Source organism: Streptomyces sp. NPDC050509 (assembly GCF_044457965.1).
In the GTDB taxonomy this organism is placed as follows: Bacteria; Actinomycetota; Actinomycetes; order Streptomycetales; family Streptomycetaceae; genus Streptomyces.
The window spans coordinates 64549-84472 of the sequence record NZ_JBITHL010000008.1 but is presented as its reverse complement, the minus strand read 5'-3'; the positions used below and the strand labels follow the sequence as shown (position 1 = coordinate 84472).

Genomic DNA, 19924 nt, shown 5'->3' with positions numbered 1-19924 from the left:
CAGCCACGCAGCCCCATAGCCCCGCAGCCCCCATCTGCCCCACCCCACCGATCACCGACCGATCACCGACTGGGAGCGACGCCCGACATGGCCGACACGGTTACTCTCACCGACCCGGTGAAGAGCGCACACCCAGGGAGACGGAGAGGCGTAAGGGCCGCGCCGGGCCGGGGTCCCGCCGGGCATACGGTGGCCAGGCCCGGGCTGCTCTGGGCGCTGCCCGCCGCCGTCTTCTTCGCCCTGTTCGCGATGGTCCCGCTGGTGCTGGTCGCGGTCCTCTCGTTCGCCGAGTGGAACGGGCTCGAAGCGCCGCGCTTCGCGGGGTTCGACAACTGGACCGCGCTGTTCCACGACCCCGTGATGATCAAGAGTCTGTGGCTGAGCGTCCTGCTCACCGGGCTCGGTGTGGTCACCCAGACGCCCCTGTCGATCCTGCTCGGGGTCTGGGCGGCCGGGCGGCAGCGCAACCGGGCGGTGCTCTCCGCGATCTTCTTCGTGCCGCTGCTGCTCTCCGCCACCGCCATCTCCGTCCTGTGGCGGGCGCTGCTCGACCCCAACTTCGGAGTGCCGGCGGAGGCGAAGTGGCTCTTCGGTGACGGCAACCTGCTGGGCACCCGCACCGGGGCGATCTGTGTGCTGGTGCTCGTGGCGACCTGGCAGTTCACCCCGTTCCACGCGCTGATCTACCAGGGCGCGGCGCGGGCCGTCCCGCCCGTGCTCTACCAGGCGGCGGCGATCGACGGGGCGGGGCGGGTGCGGCAGTTCTTCCACGTGACGCTGCCGCAGCTCCGTAACTCGATCATCACGTCGGTGATCCTGATGGTGGTCGGCGGGCTCACCACCTTCGACACCGTACTGATCCTGACGCAGGGCGGCCCCGGCACCGACACCAGCATCAGCGCCTACTACATGTACCAGAAGGGGTTCCGGGAGTTCGACTTCGGCCAGAGCGCGGCCATCGCGCTGCTGCTGGTCGTGGTCGCCACGGTGATCTCGCTGATCGTGGTGCGGATCTCGGGCTACGACAAGATGGCCGGCACGAAGGAGGGGATGTGATGAGCCTTCCGACGACCCGCCCCGGCGCGGTGGTCACCGGCAGCCGGGGGCGACGGCGTTCCGTGACGAAGGGCCGCCCCAACTATCTCGCGGGGTTGGGCGCCCTGCTGTGGCTCGCGCTGGTCGCGCTCCCGCTGTACGTGATGCTCGGCGCGACCGTCCGGACCCGCTCCGAGTACAGCACGAACGGCCCGTTCGCGTTCCCGCCCGCCTTCTCCTTCGACAACTACGCGCAGGACTTCTCCAGCGGTTTCGGCCGCTACTTCCTCAACACGATGGTCGTCACCGGGAGCGTGGTGGCGATCGTGCTGCTGCTGGTGCCCCCGCTGGCGTTCTCGATCGTACGGAACCGGGGGCGGGGCACCGTCCGGATCTTCCGGCTCTTCCTGCTCGGGCTCGCCATCCCCGCCCAGGCCGTGATCGTCCCGATGTTCTACGCGATCAGCAAGGCGGGCCTGTACGACAACCTCATCGGGGTCATCCTGCCGACCGCCGCGTTCTGTCTGCCCGTCTGCGCGCTGATCCTCACCGGGACCATGCGGGACATCACCGACGAACTCTTCGAGGCGATGGCCATCGACGGGGCGACCACGCGGCGCGTCTTCTTCCAGCTCGTCGTCCCGCTCTCCAAGGGCGGGCTCGCGACGATCGTGGTGTTCTCCGCCCTCCAGGCGTGGAACGGCTTCCTCTTCCCGCTCGTGCTGACGCAGTCGGAGGAGACGAAGGTGCTCACGCTCGGGCTGTACAACTTCCAGACCGAGCACGGCGTCGACATCCCCGGTCTGCTGGCGGCCGTGGTGCTGTCCACGCTGCCTGTCCTGCTCGTCTACCTGTTCGCCCGCCGAGCCCTGGTGCAGGGGCTCATGGGGGTCGGAGGAAAGTGATCGACAACGTGAGCGCCGACACCGACACCACGTCCGTACCCGTACCCGTGCCCGTACCGGCACCCGTAGCCGTACCTGTGCCCGTTCCCGCACCTGTGCCCGAGGCACGCGCCCGCTCCGAGGCGCGGGCGCGCCGGGTCGAGGAGCTGATCGCGGCCATGACCACGCAGGAGAAGCTGGCGCAGCTCTACGGGCTGTGGGCCGGCGCGTCCGCCGACGGGGCCGAAGTCGCCCCGCACCAGCACGACATGGACGCCCCGCCCACCCTGTCCGAGCTACTGCCGTACGGGCTGGGCCAGTTGACGCGGCCGTTCGGCACCATACCGGTGGATCCCGCGCTCGGCGCCCTCTCCCTGATGCGTACGCAGGAACGTATCGCGGGGGCCCACCGCTTCGGCGTCCCCGCCATGGCCCATGACGAATGCCTCGCGGGCTTCGCCGCCTGGGGCGCCACCACGTACCCCGTCCCGCTCTCGTGGGGCGCGTCCTTCGACCCGGATCTGGTACGGGAGATGGCGGGCGCGATCGGCCGCGACATGCGGTCGGTCGGGCTGCACCAGGGGCTCGCACCCGTCCTCGACGTGGTGCGCGACGCGCGCTGGGGGCGGGTCGAGGAGACCATCGGCGAGGACCCGTATCTGATCGGCACGGTCGCCACCGCCTATGTGCGGGGCCTGGAGTCGGCGGGCGTCGTGGCGACGCTGAAGCACTTCGCGGGGTACTCGGCCTCGCGCGGCGGACGCAATCTGGCCCCGGTCGGCATGGGCCCCAGGGAGCTGGCCGATGTGGTGCTGCCGCCGTTCGAGATGGCCGTACGGGAGGGCGGCGTACGGTCCGTCATGTCGGCCTACAACGACATCGACGGGGTGCCGTGCGCGGCGGACGAGCGGCTGCTGACCGAACTCCTCAGGGACACCTGGGGGTTCGAGGGCACCGTGGTCGCGGACTACTTCGGGATCGCCTTCCTCAGAACGCTGCACGGGGTGGCGGGCGACTGGGCCCAGGCGGCGACGGCCGCGCTGACGGCGGGGGTCGATGTCGAGCTGCCCACCGTGAAGACCTTCGGGCAGCCGCTGCGGGACGCGATCGCCGACGGGAGGCTGCCACGGGAGGCCCTCGACCGCGCGGTACGCCGCGTCCTGACGCAGAAGGCCGGGCTCGGGCTGCTCGACCCCGAGTGGAGCGCACGGCCAACGGCCTTGGCGGGGGCGGACCTTGACGACCCGGAGCGGCTGCGCGGCACGGTCACCCTGGACTCCCCCGCGCACCGCGACATCTCCCGCCGGCTCGCGGAGCGTTCGGTGATCCTGCTGCGCAACGACGGGACGCTCCCGCTGGCCGGGCGTACGGGACCCGGGGGCGCCGGTCCGGCGCGGATCGCGCTGATCGGCCCGCAGGCGGAGTCCGCCACGGCCGTGCTGGGCTGCTACTCCTTCCCGCTCCATGTCGGACCCCAGCACCCCGGCGTCCCGGTGGGCATCGAACTGCCCACTCTGCGCGAGGCGTTGGCGGCGGAGTTCCCGCGGAGCGAGATCGTCACGGTGGCGGCCACCGGCATCGACACCCCAGCCCCCTCGGACGGTTTCACGGAGGCCGTACAGGCCGCCCGCGCGGCGGATGCCGTGGTCGTCGCGCTCGGCGACCGTGCGGGGCTCTTCGGGCGCGGCACCAGCGGCGAGGGCTGCGACGCGGAAACCCTCGATCTGCCCGGCGCCCAGGGCCCGTTGCTGGACGCGGTGCTCGACGCGGTGCGCGGCACGGGGACGCGGGTGGTGGTCACGCTGCTCTCCGGACGGCCGTACGTACTCGGCCGGGCCGTCACGGAGGCGGGCGCGATCGTGCAGGCGTTCTTCCCCGGGCAGGAGGGCACCCCGGCGGTGGCGGGGGTGCTCAGCGGCCGGATCAACCCCTCGGGCCGCCTCCCGGTGAGCGTCCCCCGGCTGCCCGGGGCGCAGCCGTCCACGTATCTCGCGGCGCCGCTGGCCCGCGCGAGCGATGTCTCCAGCATCGACCCGACTCCGGCCTTCGGCTTCGGCCACGGGCTGACGTACACGTCGTTCACCTGGTCGGAGCTGACGACGGGCGATCCCCTGCCGCCCACGGACGGCGCGGCGGAGCTGTCCTTCACCGTCACCAACACGGGCGGGCGCGCGGGCGCCGAGGTGGTCCAGCTCTATCTGCACGACCCGGTCGCCTCGGTCGTCCAGCCCGTGCAGCGCCTGATCGGCTACGTACGGCTCCCCCTGGAGGCGGGCGAGCGGGCCAGGGTCACCGTCACCGTCCCCGCCGACCTGGCGTCCTTCACCGGGCGCGACGGCCGCCGTACCGTCGAACCCGGCGCGCTGGAACTGCGGTTGGCCGCCTCCAGCACCGACGTACGGCTCACCGCCGCGCTCACCCTGACCGGCCCCGTACGGTACGTCGACCACACGCGCGCGCTGCACGCGACGTTCGCCGTCCACACGCTGCCGGACATTCCCTAGGCCGCCCGCACCCGTCGGCCAGGAAGGGGAGCAGCACGGCGGCCATCACCACAGTTCCTCTCTGCGGAGGAGCGCGTGCAGTCCGAGGCGGCGCCGCGCCTGTCCAGAGGTGGCGTCGACGACGGCCACCGCCCCGGCCCAGGCCGCGCCGCTGTCCTCCACCAGCCGACGTGCCGTTCGGGCGGTGGCCATGGTGTCCACCCCGTCGTCGACGAAGAGCACCCGCTGTCCCGGACGCGGATTCCGCCGCCGGACGCCCCACTCGGTCGTGCGGTTGTTGTAGTCGGGCGGAGTGGTGCGCAGCAGGACCTGGTCCCCTGTCTCGCTCTCCCGGAGCTCCCGGAGCTCCCGGCGCATCGGGATGAAGCCGGTTCCCGCCTCGACGGCCACCAGCGGTCCCAGCAGGAAACCCAGGGCCTCCGGTCCCATCACCGCGGTGGGCCGGGCGTCGGGGTGCAGACCGGCCAGGGCCGGACCCACGCCCGCGAGGACAGCGGCATCGGACCACCAGGCCGATGTGTCCGCGAACCCTTCTTCCCCTCGCCAGACGAAGAGTTCCCGCAGTCGGCGCCCGAGTTGCTCCGTACGCCTGGCATCTTCCATGCGGAGGATCATTCAATGTGCCCCAGGCGGCGGCATACCAATTCCGGTGCGACGCGGGCCCGTACGCTACGGAGTCAGCACGATCCTGCCGAACACCTCGCCGTCATCCATCTTCCGGTGCGCCAGTACGGCCTGGTCCAACGGCAGCACCTCGTGCACCACCAGGGGCAGTTCGCCCCGGCTCGCGGCGGCGAACTGCTCGATCCGTACGGCACGCAGATCGGGTCCGGGCACGGTGTCCGCGCTGAAGGTGGCGAACGACATCGACTTCTGGAACGCCGCCATCAGCTTCGTGCCGAAATCCGCCGGTGGCGGGCCCCCGATCACGCCGACGGCCACCATGCGGCCGTTCGGGTTGAGCCTGTCGAAGAACGACGGCATGTCCGCACCGGCGACGATGTCGATGATGACGTCGTAGCCCTCGGGAGCGTCCTCGTCTCGCCCGCCGGAGCGGTCCAGCACATGGGTCGCGCCGAGCGTACGCAGGCGATCACCGCGCTCGGCCGACGACGTGGTCACCGCGACCGCACTCGCACCACCACGAGCCGCGAGCTGGACCACCATGATCCCGATGCTGCCGGCCGCGCCGCGCACCAGCACCGACTCGCCGGCGGTGAAGTGGGCATGGGAGAGCGCGAAGTGGGCGACCGCTCCGGAGCTGCCGAGCGTCGTCGCGTCGGCCGCGGACAGATCCTCGGGGAGGGGAAGAATCTCCTCGACCGGCACCGTCGCCTGTTCGACGTAACCGCCGCCCCTGCCGGTGAAGGCCCACACGCGCCGACCGGTCCAGGACGGGTCGACGCCGTCACCGACCGCGGTCACCGTGCCCGCCACCTCGCTGCCGAGGACATGGCCCTCCTCGAAGCCGTAGCCGGAGAGAGTGCCCCTGCGGATCACGGCGTCGACGCCGCCGACGCCGATCGCCTCCGTGGCGATCAGCACCTCTCCGGCGGCGGGCGCCGGGACGGGGACCTCGATGACCTCCAGACCCTCGGGACGTCCGAACGTCCGGATCGCTACTGCCTTCATGCCGTCTCCTTGTTCATGCCGTGTCTCTGTTCATGCCGTGTCATTGCCCATGCCGTGTCTTTGCCCCGGGATGGCGCGGCCCCGTACCGGGATGGCTCGACGCCTGATGTCTTCGGACGCTAGTGGACGCCACCGTCCACTTGGCTAAAGTGAGAGCGATGACCGACCGTTTGCCTCAGCCCCTGCGCTCCGACGCCCTGGACAACCGCGACCGCATCCTCTCCGCGGCCCGCGCCCTGTTCGCCGCCGACGGGCTGAACGTGCCGATGCGGGAGATCGCCCGGCACGCCGGGGTGGGGCCCGCCACGCTGTACCGGCGCTTCCCGACCAAGCAGACGCTGGTGACCGAGGCCTTCGCGGAAGAGGTACGGGTCTGCCACGCGCTCGTCGACGAGGGGCTCGCCGAGCCGGATCCGTGGCAGGGCTTCTGCCGTGTGATCGAGAAGACCTGTGAACTGCACGCGCACAACCGGGGCTTCACCGAAGCCTTCCTGTCGGCCTTCCCCAAGGCGGCGGAGCTCTCGGCGAGTCGCGCGTACACACTGCGCTCCATCGCCGAACTGGCCGACCGCGCCAAGGCCACCGGCCAACTGCGCGCCGACTTCGTCCTGGACGACCTGATCCTCGTCCTCATGAGCCACCGGGGCATCCGCGCCACATCGACGACCGACCGGGTCAGGGCCTCCCGGCGCTTCGCCGCGCTCATGATCCAGGCGTTCCAGACCTCCCCGGTGCGCTCGCCGCTCCCGCCTGCGGCCCGGATGACCGGCGCGGTGTCACACGGGAACCTCTGAGGACGCCCTCGGCGGCGATCTTGCGCTGGGTAGTGTGAACCACCGGGCACCGGACAACCGTTCGCACACTGCCCGGACCGGCGACGTCCGTGCCGCCGACGCCGCGGCCGTCAGAGAGTGAGCAGACAGATGCAACCGACGTTCGTACTGGTTCATGGAGCATTCGCGAACTCCTTCTCCTTCGCGCCGCTCCAGGCCGAACTCGGCCTCCTCGGACACCGTTCGGTCGCCGTCGACCTGCCCGGCCACGGGTTCGCGGCGACCTTCCCCGGCGCCTATCAGGCACCGCAGGACCTCGAAAAGCTCGCCACCACGCCCGGCTCGATCAAGGGCGTCACGCTGGCCGACAACGCCGCGCACCTCATCGGGATCCTGGAACGGGCCAAGCGCAACGGCCCCGTCATCCTCGTCTCGCACAGCCGCGGTGGCATCACGGCCACGGCCGCCGCCAACGCGCGTCCTGACCTGATCGACCGCATCGTGTACGTGTCCGCCTGGTGCCCGGTCGCCCTCGATGTCGGCGCCTACTACGCCGAGCCGGAGATGGCCACGGCCGACGCCGCCGGCCTGGCTTCGGCGATGGCCGGGAACCCGGCCGAACTCGGGCTGCTCCGCTGCAACTTCCGCACCGCGGACCCGGATGTCCTCGCGACGTTCAAGGCGGCCTTCCTCGCCGACGGCACGGACGAGGAGTTCCTGACCTTCCTGAACACCTTCCAGCCCGACGAGAACCTGGACGCCGGCACCTCCGCCGACCGGGCGCGGGCGGCGACCTGGGGCCGTATCCCGAAGACCTACGTCCGCCTGGCCGACGACACGAGCCTGCCGCCCGCCCTCCAGGACCGGCTGATCCGCGAGGGAGACGAGCTGACGCCGGACAACCCGTACGACGTCCGCACCCTGGCGGGCAGCCATCTGAAGTGGCTGGTCGACCCGGCGCCTGCGGCGCGCGTCCTGGGGGAACTCACCGCGCTCCTGGACGTGCCCGTCCGGTCCTGACGAAGTCCCGGCGAGCGCGGCCGACCCCGGCGAATTAAGGTGGCGCTCAGGTCTCCGAGGCGGGCTCGAAGCAGGCTCGAAGCGGGCTCGAAGGGAGCTCAGGTGCGGGACATCGCCGGATCCATCGCCGCGTGGCAGGCCGCAGGGGTGCGCTTCGCCCTGGCCACCGTCGTACAGACCTGGAGGTCGGCGCCGCGCGGACCGGGCGCGTCGATAGCCGTCGCGGAGAACGGCGAGGTGGCCGGCAGCCTCTCCGGCGGCTGTGTCGAGGGCGCGGTGTACGAGGTCGCGCGGGAGGTCCTGGCCACGGGCGAGGCCCGCCTCACGACCTACGGGGTCAGCGACGGCGAGGCGCTGGAGGCGGGGCTGACCTGCGGCGGGATCGTGGACATCCTGGTGCGGCCGGCCGACGCCACACACTTTCCCGGGCTGCCGGGCGTCCTGGAGCTGATCGCGGCCGGACGGCCGGTGGCGGTGGCGTCGGTACTGCCCGGGGAGGCCGGGGGCTCCGGGGCGCCCGGCGGGCCCGAGGGCACCGCACCGGGCGGAACCCTGGTGGTGCTCCCGGCCCCGCCACCACCGGATATGGCCCCCACCCCGGGCACGCTCGGCGGCGCGCGGCTGGACGCGGCGGTCACCGAGCAGGCGCGCGGCCTGCTCGCGCAGGGCCACACCGGCGTCGTACACATCGGGCGCCACGGCGAGCAGCGCATGGACGACCTGACGGTCTTCGTCCAGTCCTTCGCGCCGCCGCCCCGGATGCTGGTGTTCGGCGCGATCGACTTCGCGGGCGCGGTCGCGCGGATGGGGAAGTTCCTCGGCTACCACGTCACGGTCTGCGACGCCCGCCCGGTCTTCGCGACCCGCAGGCGCTTCCCCGACGCGGACGACCTGGTCGTCCAGTGGCCGCACCGCTTCCTGGAGGAGCACCCGGTGGACGCGTCCACGGTGATCTGCGTACTGACCCATGACCCGAAGTTCGACATCCCGCTGCTGGAACGCGCCCTGCGCACCCCCGCCCGCTACATCGGCGCGATGGGCAGCCGCCGCACCCACGAGGACCGGCTGACCCGGCTGCGCGAGGCGGGCCTGAGCGAGGGCGAGCTGGCCCGTCTCTCCTCCCCCATCGGGCTCGACCTGGGCGCCCGTACGCCCGAGGAGACGGCGGTGGCGATCATGGCGGAGATCATCGCGCTGCGCTGGGGCGGCACGGGCGAGCGGCTGACACGTACGGAACTGTCCATCCACCACTGACGTACGGCCCCTCCACTCCCGCTGGAGTGAAGGGGCCGCGAGGAATGCTCCGATCACGGAAGCGCCGGACGGCATACGGCCCCGTGCCGCAGGAGTCCGACGGCGGCGGCGACGAGCGTCCCCACGGTGACGTGCCGAGCAGATCCCCCCATGGTCTGCTCGGTCACGCTCCGCTGGTCGCCCTCGTCACCGCCGCTTCCTTCGTCACGCTTCGCTCCTTCCTTCTTCCCTCCCTCCCTCGCCAGCTCGTTCTCCACACGGTCGAGAAGCGACTCCCAGGCATCCGGGGCGATTCCGCCGTGCAGCTCCAACAGGCGCGCCTGGCTCGCGCGCGCCCTTTCTTGGAGCAGATCGTGCATGTCTTCCATTAACTTCCCTCTTCCTCCTGATCGGATGGTGAGCGGCGCGCCCCGGGACTGCCGTCCCGGAACACCTTTTCCCTTGCGCTGTGCAATTCTTTTCCCGTTGTCGTTCGGGCCTCTAGGACCCAACCTGGGATCACGGACCCCCGCCCGTGATCCCGAGAAGAGCTCTAGCTGACGTCTCCGAGCTCGTCGTGGATCGTCGCCCGGTACGCGGCGAGGAGTCCCCTGACCTTGTCCAGGCGGCGCTTCACGGTCTGCCGGTCGATCTCCAAGTACCGGCTGATCTCGGTCTGGTTGAGCCCTTTCACGATCGACAGCCGTCCGACCTCGTACATCCCGCCCTCGTCCGGCAGGGCTTGGCGCAGCAGCCCCTCGACCGCCTCCACGGCCTGGACCTCGAAGTACGCGCTGGCCTCCGGGGCGGGCAGCTCACGGTCGGGGATCTCGTCCGTGGGAAACGACTTGTCACGGTCGTACGCACGGCAGGCGTCGGCGATGACACCGGACATGACCTTGGCGGCGAAGGCCCGGCCGCCGTCCTGCCGGTCGAGCGTGAAGCCGGGGTCCGACCAGCGGGCGACGAGCTTGACCACGCACGTCTGGACGAGGTCCTCCAGATCGCGTCCCAGTCGCTTGGCGAGGACCATCGACTCCAGCACCGGCTTCAGCCGCAGGAGTTCCGCCACCTGTTCCTCCGTGAGCCCACTCCGGCGCCGACCCGCCCCCGCCGGCCGCCGGTCCTGCCGGGGCACCGTTGAGTGGGGGACGGCGGAGACAGACCCCTCTCCGCCCGTCGGCCCCCGCACCTCAGGTGCGTTCTTCATGGGCGCGTCCTTTCTGTCGTGTCCTCCGGCATGTCCGCGCGAGGGACCGGGTTACGGCCCTCGCATTCTGTTGTGCCGTCAGAACTCCTGCCGCACGGGGCATTTGATCTCCACCGATCTGATCGATCTCCACCGATCTCCACCGCCGCGACATCGGCTATCCGAGAAGCTGGTACAGGAAGAACGCCACACCGACCCCGACGAGGAGGGCGACCCCCAACAGAGGGTTGAGGAAGGCCACATAGGTGACCAGTCCCGCGACGATCAGAATCAGAAGAACGAGGAAGGCCTTCTGGTCCGGCCCATTCATGAACGGCTCCCCACCACATGTGCGAGCGCTCCCGCCTCAACGGCGGCTCACTCGCTACGCCGCCCAGGACACCGGCCGTGGGGCACGCCCGGCGGTGTCCCGCGTCACAGCCGGTGATTGTCAGTGCCCGCTGCCAGGATGACCGCCATGACAACACCGTGGCTTCTCACCGACATCGAGCACGCCGTCCGCGGCAGTTGGAGCGCCGAGACCTGCACCCCGGAGTTCCGCGCGCGCTGGACCCCGGACAACCCGGCCAGGGACCAGTGCGGAGTGACCGCCATGGTCCTGAACGACCTGCTGGGCGGTGAGCTGATCCGCGGAGAGGTCCATGTCAACGGCGAGCGCACGGACTACCACTGGTGGAACCGGCTGGGCATGGGGATCGAGATAGACCTCACCCGGGAGCAGTTCCGGCCGGAGGAGATCGTCACCGGGGGCACCGTCGTCCCCCGCCCGCCGGTGGCCGAGTGGCGCCGCCTCGTGCCGGAGTACGAGCTTCTGCGCACCCGCGTCGCGGAGAAACTCGACCGGTGAAACCCGACCGGTGACACCACCACCGCGCACCTGCCACCGCGCGCCTGCCGCCGGGCGGCCATGCCGGAGGCTCCCGACCGTGATCGGCCGGGGGTCTCCGGGCTGGTGGGCGCGGACGGTTTCGAACCGCCGACATCGGCGCTCGCCGGAACGGCCGGCCTGTGGGGCGCCGCGTACACGATCGCCATCACCCGGTACCCGACGGCTTCCGGCTCGGCGCGCATCTGGGTGGCGATCGCCGTAGGGGTCCTGTGGGCCGGATCCAGACGTACTACCTGGTGGCCCTGGTGAAGTGGGGCCGCAGGGTCGCCCCTGAGGGTGATCCGGTGCCCGAGCCCCCCACCAGAGCTGGACCTCAGCCCCTGGGCATGACCGCGCCCCCTGCCTGGCCCTCAACGGGCTGGGCAGGGGGCGCATTCGTATATCCCGGAGCCGACCGGGGGTACCGTTCTGGTGTCGAGTCAGAACGGAGTTCAGTATGCATGCTCTGCCGCATGACCACACCGGCGCACGCATCAAACGCCTCCGCCAGGAGCGCCACCTCACCCAACGCGCCCTGTCCGACCTATCGCAGGTCCCCTACAGCACCCTCACCAAGACCGAACAGGGCGTCCTGCCCGCCAGCCCTCACGTCATCGCCAGCCTCGCCCGCGCAATGCGGGTGGAGGTCGCGAGCATCACCGGGCAGCCGTACCTGACCGAGTTGCGCGCTGACGAACTGGACGTCTTGATAAGGCCGATCCGCGAATCGTTGGACGTCTACGACCTCGGTGCGGATCCGGACATCGCCCCTCGCGCACAGCAGCTCCTGCACGACGACGCCCAGGAACTCCTCGTCATCGTCCGAGCGGGAGACATCAAACGTGCTGCGGGACAGGTAGCCGGCCTGATCCAGGAGGTGACGACTGCCGCGCATACGGCTGACACCACGGAGAGCTGGCTGCTGCTGGCCAGCACCTACCGCACGGCGTACGACGTCGCGGCGAAGCTGGGGTTCGGCGACCTGGCGGCCATCGCTCTGTCGCGCATGGACTGGGCCGCGCAACGCGGCTCGGACGCGGTGGTGGGTGGCATGTACCGGTACATGCGGGCCCTGACCTACCTGCGGGACGGGCAGTACCGCACGGGCGAACGTCTGGTGACCCTCGGACTGTCGACGCTGGAACAGGCCGATGCGGGACGGGAGCGGGATGTCGTAACCGGACAGCTCCACCTGGGCGCCGCTGTCATGGCCGGCCGGGCGCAGGACAAGAGCCGCGCGGATGTCCACCTGGACCAGGCGGCGGAGATCGCGTCGATCACCGGCGAGGCGGCGGACGTGCACTGGTTGTCTTTCGGGCCGACCAACGTAGCCGTACACCGGGTATCGGTGGCCGCCGAGCTGGACCAGTACGAGGACGCGGCCCGGGTCGGCCGGTCCATCGCGATGCCCCGCGGCTGGCCGGCCTCCCGGCGCAGCCACCACCACGCCGAACTTGCGCGGGCGCAGATGTGGACGGGTGACCTGGACGCGGCGTTCGCCAACTTGTTGGCCGCGCGCAAGGCGGCTCCGCAGCAGGCAAGGCATCACGCGACGGTCCGTGAGACCTACTCGGGCCTGGAGGCCGCGAAGCGCCAACTCCCCGACAGCTTCCTGTCGTACGGCTCCTGGCTGGGCGCCTGACACTCCGTTAGACCTTGGCCCCGACTATCACCATCTCGTGATAGCCGGGGCCTTCCCGTGCTCCCACCATGGCTCTACTCACCTACGAGCACATGGAGTCGACCATGTCGGACAGCAGTACCGAGCCCCCGCCGCTCGTGTTCATCTACGACCGCCACGCCAGCCCGCGCGCCCGCGGCACCCTCGATCTCCGGCTGGAGGGCTGCCAGAACTGGGCGGCGCGCAAGAGTTGGGAGATCGCAGGCAGCTGGGTCGACCTCGGGGACCAGGCCCTCACCGACCACGACCGGCCGCGCTTCGACGAGCTGATCGCGTTCATGACGGAGGTGTCCGAGCTGGCGCCGGATCGCACCCTGATCTGCCTGGTGCACCACTGGGACCGCCTCACCCGCCACGGCGACCGGGCCGAGTACCAGCGCCGGATCGCGCTTGCCGGCGGACACACGGAGACGACGTTCGGCGAGGACGACCAGGCCGACATCCTCGCCGCCGCGCAGGACGTCCGGTGACGAGGTGCCCCGGAGGCGGCCACGACTTCCCGCACGAGGACGACCAGGCCGCGCGCTGCGACGAGCACGGCATCACCCTGCTGTGGCACGGCCCGCCGATCACGGACGCCGACCTGACCACAGGCGCCCCGGGCACGTGCTCCTGCGGCTGCGGAGAGCCGCAGTACTGGGGCTCCGAACTCCGGGCTCGCCCCTCGGGCAGCGGGGATCGTGTCGGCGATACGGAAGAGCGTGTCCCGGAGAAGGGGGATGTGCGTTCTTAGTGGCATTCGATCACAAGAGGGCCCCCGACCGGTGTCGATCGAGGGCCCTCTCACCTGCTCATTACCGCTGTGGGCGCGGACGGTTTCGAACCGCCGACATCTGCTTTGTAAGAGCAGCGCTCTACCCCTGAGCTACGCACCCGTGGATGAGGGAACAGCGTACATGGCCCAGGGGACCAGGTCACAAACCAAGGTCGCGGTCCTGAGCGCGAACTAACCGGCCCGTGTGTTCGTCATTACCAGGTGGGAGAATGAACGAGGGCAGGGCGAACTCGGCACAGGAGAGTGATGTGACGGCGACACACGCGCGGCCGTACGCAGGAGCCAACGCACGTGCCGTCAGTGGCGCCGGTGGATCGGCGGAGGGTGGTACGGGGCGTGCGGGGCGTGGTGCGCTCGCGGGCCTCAGGGACGCGGTGACGCTGGTCCTGCTGCCGTTGCCGCTGCTGGTGGCGGCCGTGCCCGGGGCCTTCGCGGGTGGGGGTACGCGGCGCTGGTTCGGCGGTCGTGGCGAGAGTCTGCGGGCCGACGCGCAGGCGGCGAAGGACGCCGCCGCTGCCTCCTTCTACGAGCTGGACACGGCCCAGCGCGATCTGCGGATCTCCATAGAGACGATCACGGCGGTGGACAGCTCGCCGGGCGCCCGCAAGGCCGTGGACGACTTCGCCGCGCTGGGGCAGCGGATCGACGAGGTGAGCCACGGCTACATCAGCGCCGTGGACGCCCACGACCTGGACAAGGACGATCTGGAGCCGTCGGCCGCCTCGAAGGCGCGCGGTGACCTCACCAAGGCCAAGCAGGAGCTGGACCGGGTCAAGGGCGATCTCGACCGGTTCGAGCGGGGGCTCGGGCCGCTGCTCGACAAGGCGGAGACGCAGCTCGCGCGGCTGGCGCCCGCCGTGGAGCGGGCCCGGCAGGCGCTGCTGGCGGCGAGCAACGCGCTCGACGCGGTACGGGAGGCCGGGCTGCGCGCCGACGACCTGGCGGCCCGCCTCGCCTCGCTCGCCCCCGACCTCACCATGCTCAACCAGGGCGCGGGCCGGCACGGCGTCGCGGAGACCCTTCAGCGCGCGGACCGGGTCAAGCGGGACGCCGAGTCCGTACGGTCCGAGGCCGAGCGGCTGCCCGAGCGGGCCCGGGAGATCGACCGGCGGCTGGTGTCGCTGCGTACTCGCGCGCAGGCCCTCACCACCCGCGCCGGAACGGTGGACCCGGTGCTCAGCGAACTGCGCAGACGGTTCGCCGCGGCGTGCTGGCAGGACCTCCAGCAGGTCCCCGACCAGGCGGCGGGCAGCGTACGGCAGGCGGAGGAGAAGCTCGCGGAGGCGGCGAAGGCCCGTGAGGAGCAGCGATGGGCGGACGCGACGTCGCTGCTCAGTACGGCGCGGGCGCTGCTCAACGGTACGGACGAGGCGGTCTCCGCCGCCGGTGACCGGCTCCAGCGGCTGAACGCGGTGTCGAAGGACCCGCAGCAGGAGATCGACCGCACACGGTTCGCGATCCGGGACGCGCAGCGCCTGGCCATGTCGGGCCGGACCACCCCCGAGCCCCGGCACGCCCGCCCGCTGGACGACTCCGTGGCGCGGCTGGACCGGGCGGTGTCCTCGCTGGAGGGCCGCCACCCGGACTACTGGCACTTCCTGACCGAGACCGAGGCGGTACGGCACCGGGTGGCCCAGGTGGTCTCGGAGATCCGTGAGGAGCGCGGCGGCGGGCAGGGCGGTTAGGACCTCTGTCCGGCACATGGCGCCGTCCGCCGGTGGGGCGAGGTTCGCGACGCCCGGTGCACCGCTCCCGCTCCACTCGCTCCGTACCGGCGACGCTCGTTGACGTCTCGTCAACGTGCTCCACAAGGATCACCCGGGAGTGATCTTGCCAACCCGACCACTCCTGTGACTTTCTGGAACCATTCGACAACCGCTTGTAGCGGCGGTCAGTGAACGGTGAAGGGATGACGATGAGCACTGCCCACGCGGCAGCCACAGATGGCGAGAACTCCGCCCCTCCGATCAGTACGGTCGCGGGGACCGGGGTCGCGGGATTCGCGGGGGACAACGAGCCCGCCGTTTCGGCTCAGTTGAACCGCCCGATCGGGATCGCGGTGGACAGCACCGGCACTCTCTACGTCGCCGACTACCACAACCACCGGGTCCGGAAGATCACCACCGACGGGAAGATCAGCACCGTCGCGGGGAGCGGGGCCGGCTACCGAGGTGACAACGGCCCTGCTGTCTCGGCCCAGATGAACTGCCCGCGCGGGATGGCGGTGGACAGTGCGGGCAACCTCTACATCGCCGATTCCAACAACCACCGCATCCGGAAGATCACCACCGACGGGAAGATCAGCACCGTCGCAGGGAGCGGGGTCGCGGGCTTCGGCGGAGACGGCGGAACGGCCACCGCTGCTCGGCTGAACCTCCCGGTGGGGGTGGCGGTGGACAGTGCCGACACCCTCTACGTCGCCGACTACCACAACCACCGGGTCCGGAAGATCACCACCGACGGGAAGATCAGCACCGTCGCAGGGAGCGGGGTCGCGGGCTTCGGCGGAGACGGCGGAACTGCGGGTTCAGCCCAGCTCCGGAACCCGCGAGGGGTGGCGGTGGACAGCGCGGGCAACCTCTACATCGCCGATTCCAACAACCACCGCATCCGGAAGATCACCACCGACGGGAAGATCAGCACCGTCGCCGGCACAGGCACCGCGGGCTTCGGCGGAGACGACGGACCGGCCACCGCTGCCCGGTTGAACGTCCCGTTGGCGGTAGCAGTGGACAGCGCCGACACCCTCTACATCTCCGACCACAACAACCACCGGGTCCGGAAGATCACCACCGACGGGAAGATCAGCACCGTCGCCGGCACAGGCACCGCGGGCTTCGACGGAGACGACGGCCCGGCGGCCTCGGCCCGGCTGAACAGCCCGTTCGGGCTCGCCGTGGACTGCGTCGACGCTCTCTACATCACGGACCACGTCAACCACCGGGTGCGGAAGATCGCCTCGGCGAGGATGGCCGGGCTGCCCGATTCGGGCACGGTGGTCTCCTGGGCCAACGTCCGGAGCAAGCTGCGGATGGCGGTCCTGCGTGAGTCCACCAAGGACGGGGCCGAGATCCACCAGGCACTCGCCGCCCCCAGGGCTCACCAGCGGTGGCGGCTGGTCGTGGCCGGCCAGGACAACGGCGACGTCCTGTACACGATCGAGAACGTGCGCAGCGGCCGGGTCCTGGAGGTCGTCGGCGCGCAGGAGGCGGCCGGGGCGGTGGTCGCGCAGCGCGCCTATGAAGGTGGTGCCGCACGTCACCAGCAGTGGAGGCTGATCCCGGTGGGCTCCACGAGCGGCTCGCAGCGGGTGTACGAGATCGCGAACCGGAACAGCGGTCTGCTTCTGCGGGTCGACACCAACGCCCGTACGGTGATCAAGCAGCACGGGGCGGAGGGCGACCACCGGGACCGGCAGTGGCAGTTGCTTCCGGTGTGATGCGTGAGGGGGGCAGGGGCGGACTCGCCCCTGCCCCCCTCGGAAGCCGGGAACTACTGAGAGCCGGAGGGCTCCTCGGCGGCCGGCTTGGAGGCCTTCGGCGTCTCCGGGGCCTTGGGGGCCTGGGTGTAGTCGCTCTTCTTCGGCTTGTTCTCCAGGTCCTCGTCCCTCTGGAGGCCGCTGTGTTCCGTCACCGTCGCACTCGACTCCCGCATGCCGGCGGATGCCGCCGTGGACACGGAGCCGGGATTCTGCGCGTACTGGGCCTGCGCGCCGGCCGATGCCTGGGTGGTCTGGATGAAGGAGCCGAGGAAGCCCAGGATGGCCCGGGCTTCGGGCGACTGCTCCTGCACGATCTTCGCGCGGGAGGAAGCCCCGTGGATCGCGCTGTTGAACAGGCTCGTGCTCGTGTCGTCGTATGTGTCGTCGTCGGCGTCCTCGAAGTCGACGCCCGTTCCCGGCTGCGGTCTGGCGCCGTCGGTGGTCACCGAGAAGAGTCCCGCGCCCCTGCCCGCGAAGCCGAAGATGTTGTCGAACACCATGGTGGTCACCCCTGATCGTCGTGGTCGTGGCGGCGCCGCCCGCCCGGTCAAGGCTGCTTGTGCAGCTCTCGTTGGCTGTCGGCGAAGCTCTCGCCGTCGAACATCGTGTGGTGGACCTCCAGGGCGGAAACGACCTCCGCCAGCCCCTTCATGCGGAAGCCGCCGCCCGCCAGGTCGAGATCGCCGATGTCGCGGGCGACCAACGGGGCGAGGCCGGGGTAGTCCCCGGGCTGCGGGGGAGACAGGACCGCCACCGGCACGTCGTAGTTCACCGCGAGCAGCCCGGAGAAGGTCACCGGGATCTCGTAGGAGTACTGCTTGCGGGTACGCCGCTGCGAGACGATCGTCTCCACGCGGGAGCCCGGCGGGACCGTGCCGGAGATCTGCGATTTCGAGGCCCAACTGGTGGTCAGGGAGCCACCGACAGAGGCCGTGATGCCCAGCGCCAACTGAGCGTTGAGCGCCGCGTTGCCGGTGGCGCTGCCCTGGGTCGTGAACGCCACCGAGTTCGTCACCGCGTTCGATGCGGAGTTCGACGCGGAGTTCGTCATGGCCGTCTCGGTGGTGTTGGCGTTGTCCACCCCGATGCTGTCCTTGCTGTTCTTGTTGGTCACGGTGTTGGCGTTCTTGTTCGCCACGTCGTTCTTGAGCTGCGTCTGGAGCTGCGTCTGGAGGTCCATCCGGAGCTGATTCTGGAGCTGCAACTGGAGCGACGCACTGACGCTGCCGCCGAAGGTGAGCCGGGCGTCCCCTTGGAGCGACCACGTGACCCCGTTCGACACGGTGAAATCGACCGAGTCGGTGAAGGTCATCGGGGACGTCTGGCTGCGGTTGACGTAGGCACGCGAGGAGAACGTGTCGGGCGGGGGCTGATGGATGTTGCGCCGCTCCTCGATCAGCGGCTCCCCGAGGTTCATGTAGGCGAGCCAGCCCAGTTGGGTCGCGGACCCGGGGAAAGAGCCGAATGTCGACTTGTTCACGGAGAACCCGACGGGCCTGTGCCGCACCCCGTAGTCGTCGACGTAGACCAGGTCCGGGTGGTCCAGGATCGACTTCCAGGTCTGCTCGATGTTGAGTTCCCGCAGGTTCTTCTTGGTCAGCGGCTGGCGCTTGGCCCGTTCCAGGTTGTACGCGTGGGAAGGCAATTTCTGTCCTCAGACTGATCCGGTCGAACCGCGCTCGGTGAAGTGGAAACAGGAATCTGCACACGTTCCGAAAATCGAAGCTATCACGGGCTCCATTGCCGGAGAAGACACTTGCGAGCATCACGCTCAATCGGGTGATCAAGGTTGACCGGCTACCCTCACATCAGATGAATGAAAGCTCTGGCCATTGCCGTTCACACGATCGACAACCTTCCGGAATCCCCACCTTCGAGTGCTTTGACCTGGGTCTTTGCCGTTTTTGATGGCATTTGACTCGGTCATTCATTCGCTTTCGGAGTCGTTTCGATCGAGAGCGGTTGGGCTTGCGGCAATGCCGCGTGATAAACCACTGCACTGAGCGCCCGACGCGTTGTTCTCCATATCAAGAACAGGTGAGGTTTCCGCGATGTACACCCAAGAACGCACGGCTATGGCGAATTTGGTGGTCGGCGGACCGGTGGCGGTGAACAGCTACGACAACGCAATCGTGGCGGCACTGGTCGAGAATCGTCCGGTCATGCTCGCCCACGCCTTCAACGGCGGCTATCTGCGGCCCGCCGAGCTGAAGGAGGAGAGCCACGACAAGGGGGTCAAGCTGGCCACCGCCCTCGACCCGGCCACCAAGGAGGCGCAGGGCCACCTCTGGTACATCACCCCCGGTGGCTTCTTCGGGCAGCGACCGCTGTACTTCCTCGAAAGCGCCGCGGGCCAGGTGTCGCCCAAGCCCGCCGCTGCCGGCGAGGCCGACGGCGGACGCGGCGACGACGGCGCGCCGAAGCCGCAGCGCAGGCGCGTCACCGCCCACCAGGAGGCGCCGAAGAGCACGGCCGACACCGTCCAGGTCGGCCTCCCCGGCAAGGTCGGCGCCAAGTGGCGCGGGAAGAACGGCGCGGCCGAGGACACCCAGCTCTGGATCGTCACGGTGACGCCGTGGGGCGGGATCACCTTCGTACCGATCACCCACCCCGACGCCATCCTCGGGTTCAAGGACCACGCGGTGACGGCCGACAGCGAAGTACGTCTCACCTACAACTGGGGCGGGGACTTCACCGGGACGGTCATCAACACGTTCTACCCGCGGCTGCCCAGCGAGTGGAACGTCCCCTACCACCACGTCTTCACGTGATCAGCGGCCACCGCCGCACCGCACCCGTCCCGAGCCCGTACCTTTCCCGGGCCGCAC

Annotated in this window: 21 protein-coding genes and 1 tRNA gene; 14 read left to right on the top strand and 8 right to left on the bottom strand. The window is 70.2% G+C overall.

The genetic code is table 11. From position 1 onward, the window contains the following. The first annotated feature begins 87 nt into the window (after nucleotides 1–87). From ACIBJC_RS23030 to ACIBJC_RS23020, 3 genes are all read left to right on the top strand, one after another. A complete protein-coding gene (locus ACIBJC_RS23030; protein ID WP_399295329.1) occupies nucleotides 88–1056 on the top strand; it encodes a carbohydrate ABC transporter permease in 969 nt (322 codons plus the stop codon). 62 nt (nucleotides 1057–1118) lie between these two features. Beyond that, a complete protein-coding gene (locus tag ACIBJC_RS23025; RefSeq protein ID WP_399296007.1) occupies nucleotides 1119–1940 on the top strand; it encodes a carbohydrate ABC transporter permease in 822 nt (273 codons plus the stop codon). Nucleotides 1941–2098: 158 nt separating this feature from the next. Next, a complete protein-coding gene (locus ACIBJC_RS23020) occupies nucleotides 2099–4423 on the top strand; it encodes a beta-glucosidase (RefSeq protein WP_399296005.1) in 2325 nt (774 codons plus the stop codon). 45 nt (nucleotides 4424–4468) lie between these two features. On the opposite strand, the gene ACIBJC_RS23015 is transcribed toward ACIBJC_RS23020, so the two are convergent. Further along, nucleotides 4469–5026, bottom strand: coding sequence for an adenine phosphoribosyltransferase (locus ACIBJC_RS23015; protein ID WP_399295327.1), 558 nt, complete (start codon nucleotides 5024–5026; stop codon nucleotides 4469–4471). Nucleotides 5027–5092: 66 nt separating this feature from the next. Continuing rightward, nucleotides 5093–6055: a zinc-dependent alcohol dehydrogenase family protein gene (locus tag ACIBJC_RS23010; RefSeq protein WP_399295325.1), complete on the bottom strand. Its 963-nt coding sequence runs from the start codon at nucleotides 6053–6055 to the stop codon at nucleotides 5093–5095. Between the two features lie 158 nt (nucleotides 6056–6213). On the opposite strand from ACIBJC_RS23010, the gene ACIBJC_RS23005 reads away from it, so the two are divergent. From ACIBJC_RS23005 to ACIBJC_RS22995, 3 genes are all read left to right on the top strand, one after another. Further along, nucleotides 6214–6849 carry a TetR/AcrR family transcriptional regulator gene (locus ACIBJC_RS23005; RefSeq protein ID WP_399295323.1) on the top strand — a complete coding sequence of 212 codons (636 nt, stop codon included), beginning with the start codon at nucleotides 6214–6216 and terminating at the stop codon, nucleotides 6847–6849. Between the two features lie 129 nt (nucleotides 6850–6978). Continuing rightward, nucleotides 6979–7848 (top strand): alpha/beta fold hydrolase, encoded by an 870-nt coding sequence (locus ACIBJC_RS23000; protein WP_399295321.1) that lies wholly within the window; start codon nucleotides 6979–6981, stop codon nucleotides 7846–7848. 102 nt (nucleotides 7849–7950) lie between these two features. After that, a complete protein-coding gene (locus ACIBJC_RS22995) occupies nucleotides 7951–9102 on the top strand; it encodes an XdhC family protein (RefSeq protein WP_399295319.1) in 1152 nt (383 codons plus the stop codon). Between the two features lie 53 nt (nucleotides 9103–9155). Here ACIBJC_RS22995 and ACIBJC_RS22990 read toward each other — a convergent pair whose 3' ends face one another. The 3 genes from ACIBJC_RS22990 to ACIBJC_RS22980 form a co-directional block, all read right to left on the bottom strand. After that, nucleotides 9156–9470 carry a hypothetical protein gene (locus ACIBJC_RS22990; protein ID WP_399295317.1) on the bottom strand — a complete coding sequence of 105 codons (315 nt, stop codon included), beginning with the start codon at nucleotides 9468–9470 and terminating at the stop codon, nucleotides 9156–9158. A gap of 164 nt (nucleotides 9471–9634) precedes the next feature. Next, a complete protein-coding gene (locus tag ACIBJC_RS22985; RefSeq protein WP_399295315.1) occupies nucleotides 9635–10153 on the bottom strand; it encodes a sigma-70 family RNA polymerase sigma factor in 519 nt (172 codons plus the stop codon). Between the two features lie 295 nt (nucleotides 10154–10448). Continuing rightward, entirely contained in the window at nucleotides 10449–10601 is a 153-nt protein-coding gene (locus ACIBJC_RS22980) for a hypothetical protein (RefSeq protein WP_399295313.1), read from the bottom strand. A gap of 147 nt (nucleotides 10602–10748) precedes the next feature. Here ACIBJC_RS22980 and ACIBJC_RS22975 point away from each other — a divergent pair, with 147 nt between their 5' ends. The 5 genes from ACIBJC_RS22975 (at nucleotide 10749) to ACIBJC_RS22955 (ending at nucleotide 13573) form a co-directional block, all read left to right on the top strand. Continuing rightward, complete coding sequence (locus ACIBJC_RS22975; RefSeq protein WP_399295311.1) at nucleotides 10749–11138, top strand: hypothetical protein; 390 nt, start codon at nucleotides 10749–10751, stop codon at nucleotides 11136–11138. A gap of 60 nt (nucleotides 11139–11198) precedes the next feature. After that, complete coding sequence (locus ACIBJC_RS22970; protein ID WP_399295309.1) at nucleotides 11199–11429, top strand: hypothetical protein; 231 nt, start codon at nucleotides 11199–11201, stop codon at nucleotides 11427–11429. Nucleotides 11430–11616: 187 nt separating this feature from the next. Beyond that, nucleotides 11617–12801 carry a helix-turn-helix domain-containing protein gene (locus ACIBJC_RS22965; RefSeq protein ID WP_399295308.1) on the top strand — a complete coding sequence of 395 codons (1185 nt, stop codon included), beginning with the start codon at nucleotides 11617–11619 and terminating at the stop codon, nucleotides 12799–12801. Nucleotides 12802–12869: 68 nt separating this feature from the next. Further along, nucleotides 12870–13310, top strand: a complete 441-nt coding sequence (locus ACIBJC_RS22960; protein WP_399295306.1) for a recombinase family protein — start codon at nucleotides 12870–12872, stop codon at nucleotides 13308–13310. Continuing rightward, a complete protein-coding gene (locus ACIBJC_RS22955) occupies nucleotides 13307–13573 on the top strand; it encodes a hypothetical protein (protein ID WP_399295304.1) in 267 nt (88 codons plus the stop codon). The genes ACIBJC_RS22960 and ACIBJC_RS22955 overlap by 4 nt, the downstream gene beginning before the upstream one ends. 70 nt (nucleotides 13574–13643) lie before the next feature. On the opposite strand, the gene ACIBJC_RS22950 is transcribed toward ACIBJC_RS22955, so the two are convergent. Beyond that, nucleotides 13644–13715 (bottom strand) — tRNA-Val (locus ACIBJC_RS22950). A gap of 148 nt (nucleotides 13716–13863) precedes the next feature. On the opposite strand from ACIBJC_RS22950, the gene ACIBJC_RS22945 reads away from it, so the two are divergent. Together ACIBJC_RS22945 and ACIBJC_RS22940 are read left to right on the top strand one after the other, a co-directional pair. After that, nucleotides 13864–15300 carry a hypothetical protein gene (locus ACIBJC_RS22945; RefSeq protein WP_399295303.1) on the top strand — a complete coding sequence of 479 codons (1437 nt, stop codon included), beginning with the start codon at nucleotides 13864–13866 and terminating at the stop codon, nucleotides 15298–15300. A 230-nt stretch (nucleotides 15301–15530) separates the two neighbouring features. Beyond that, nucleotides 15531–17054 carry an RICIN domain-containing protein gene (locus ACIBJC_RS22940; protein ID WP_399295301.1) on the top strand — a complete coding sequence of 508 codons (1524 nt, stop codon included), beginning with the start codon at nucleotides 15531–15533 and terminating at the stop codon, nucleotides 17052–17054. A 53-nt stretch (nucleotides 17055–17107) separates the two neighbouring features. Here the strand turns inward: ACIBJC_RS22940 and ACIBJC_RS22935 are convergent, their stop codons facing one another. Beyond that, nucleotides 17108–17596 (bottom strand): hypothetical protein, encoded by a 489-nt coding sequence (locus ACIBJC_RS22935; protein ID WP_399296003.1) that lies wholly within the window; start codon nucleotides 17594–17596, stop codon nucleotides 17108–17110. Nucleotides 17597–17643: 47 nt separating this feature from the next. After that, the gene (locus ACIBJC_RS22930; RefSeq protein WP_399295299.1) at nucleotides 17644–18741 is read right to left on the bottom strand and encodes a hypothetical protein; all 1098 of its coding nucleotides are present in this window, start codon (nucleotides 18739–18741) and stop codon (nucleotides 17644–17646) included. Nucleotides 18742–19147: 406 nt separating this feature from the next. Here ACIBJC_RS22930 and ACIBJC_RS22925 point away from each other — a divergent pair, with 406 nt between their 5' ends. Then, entirely contained in the window at nucleotides 19148–19867 is a 720-nt protein-coding gene (locus ACIBJC_RS22925) for a hypothetical protein (RefSeq protein WP_399295297.1), read from the top strand. Nucleotides 19868–19924 lie beyond the last annotated feature (57 nt).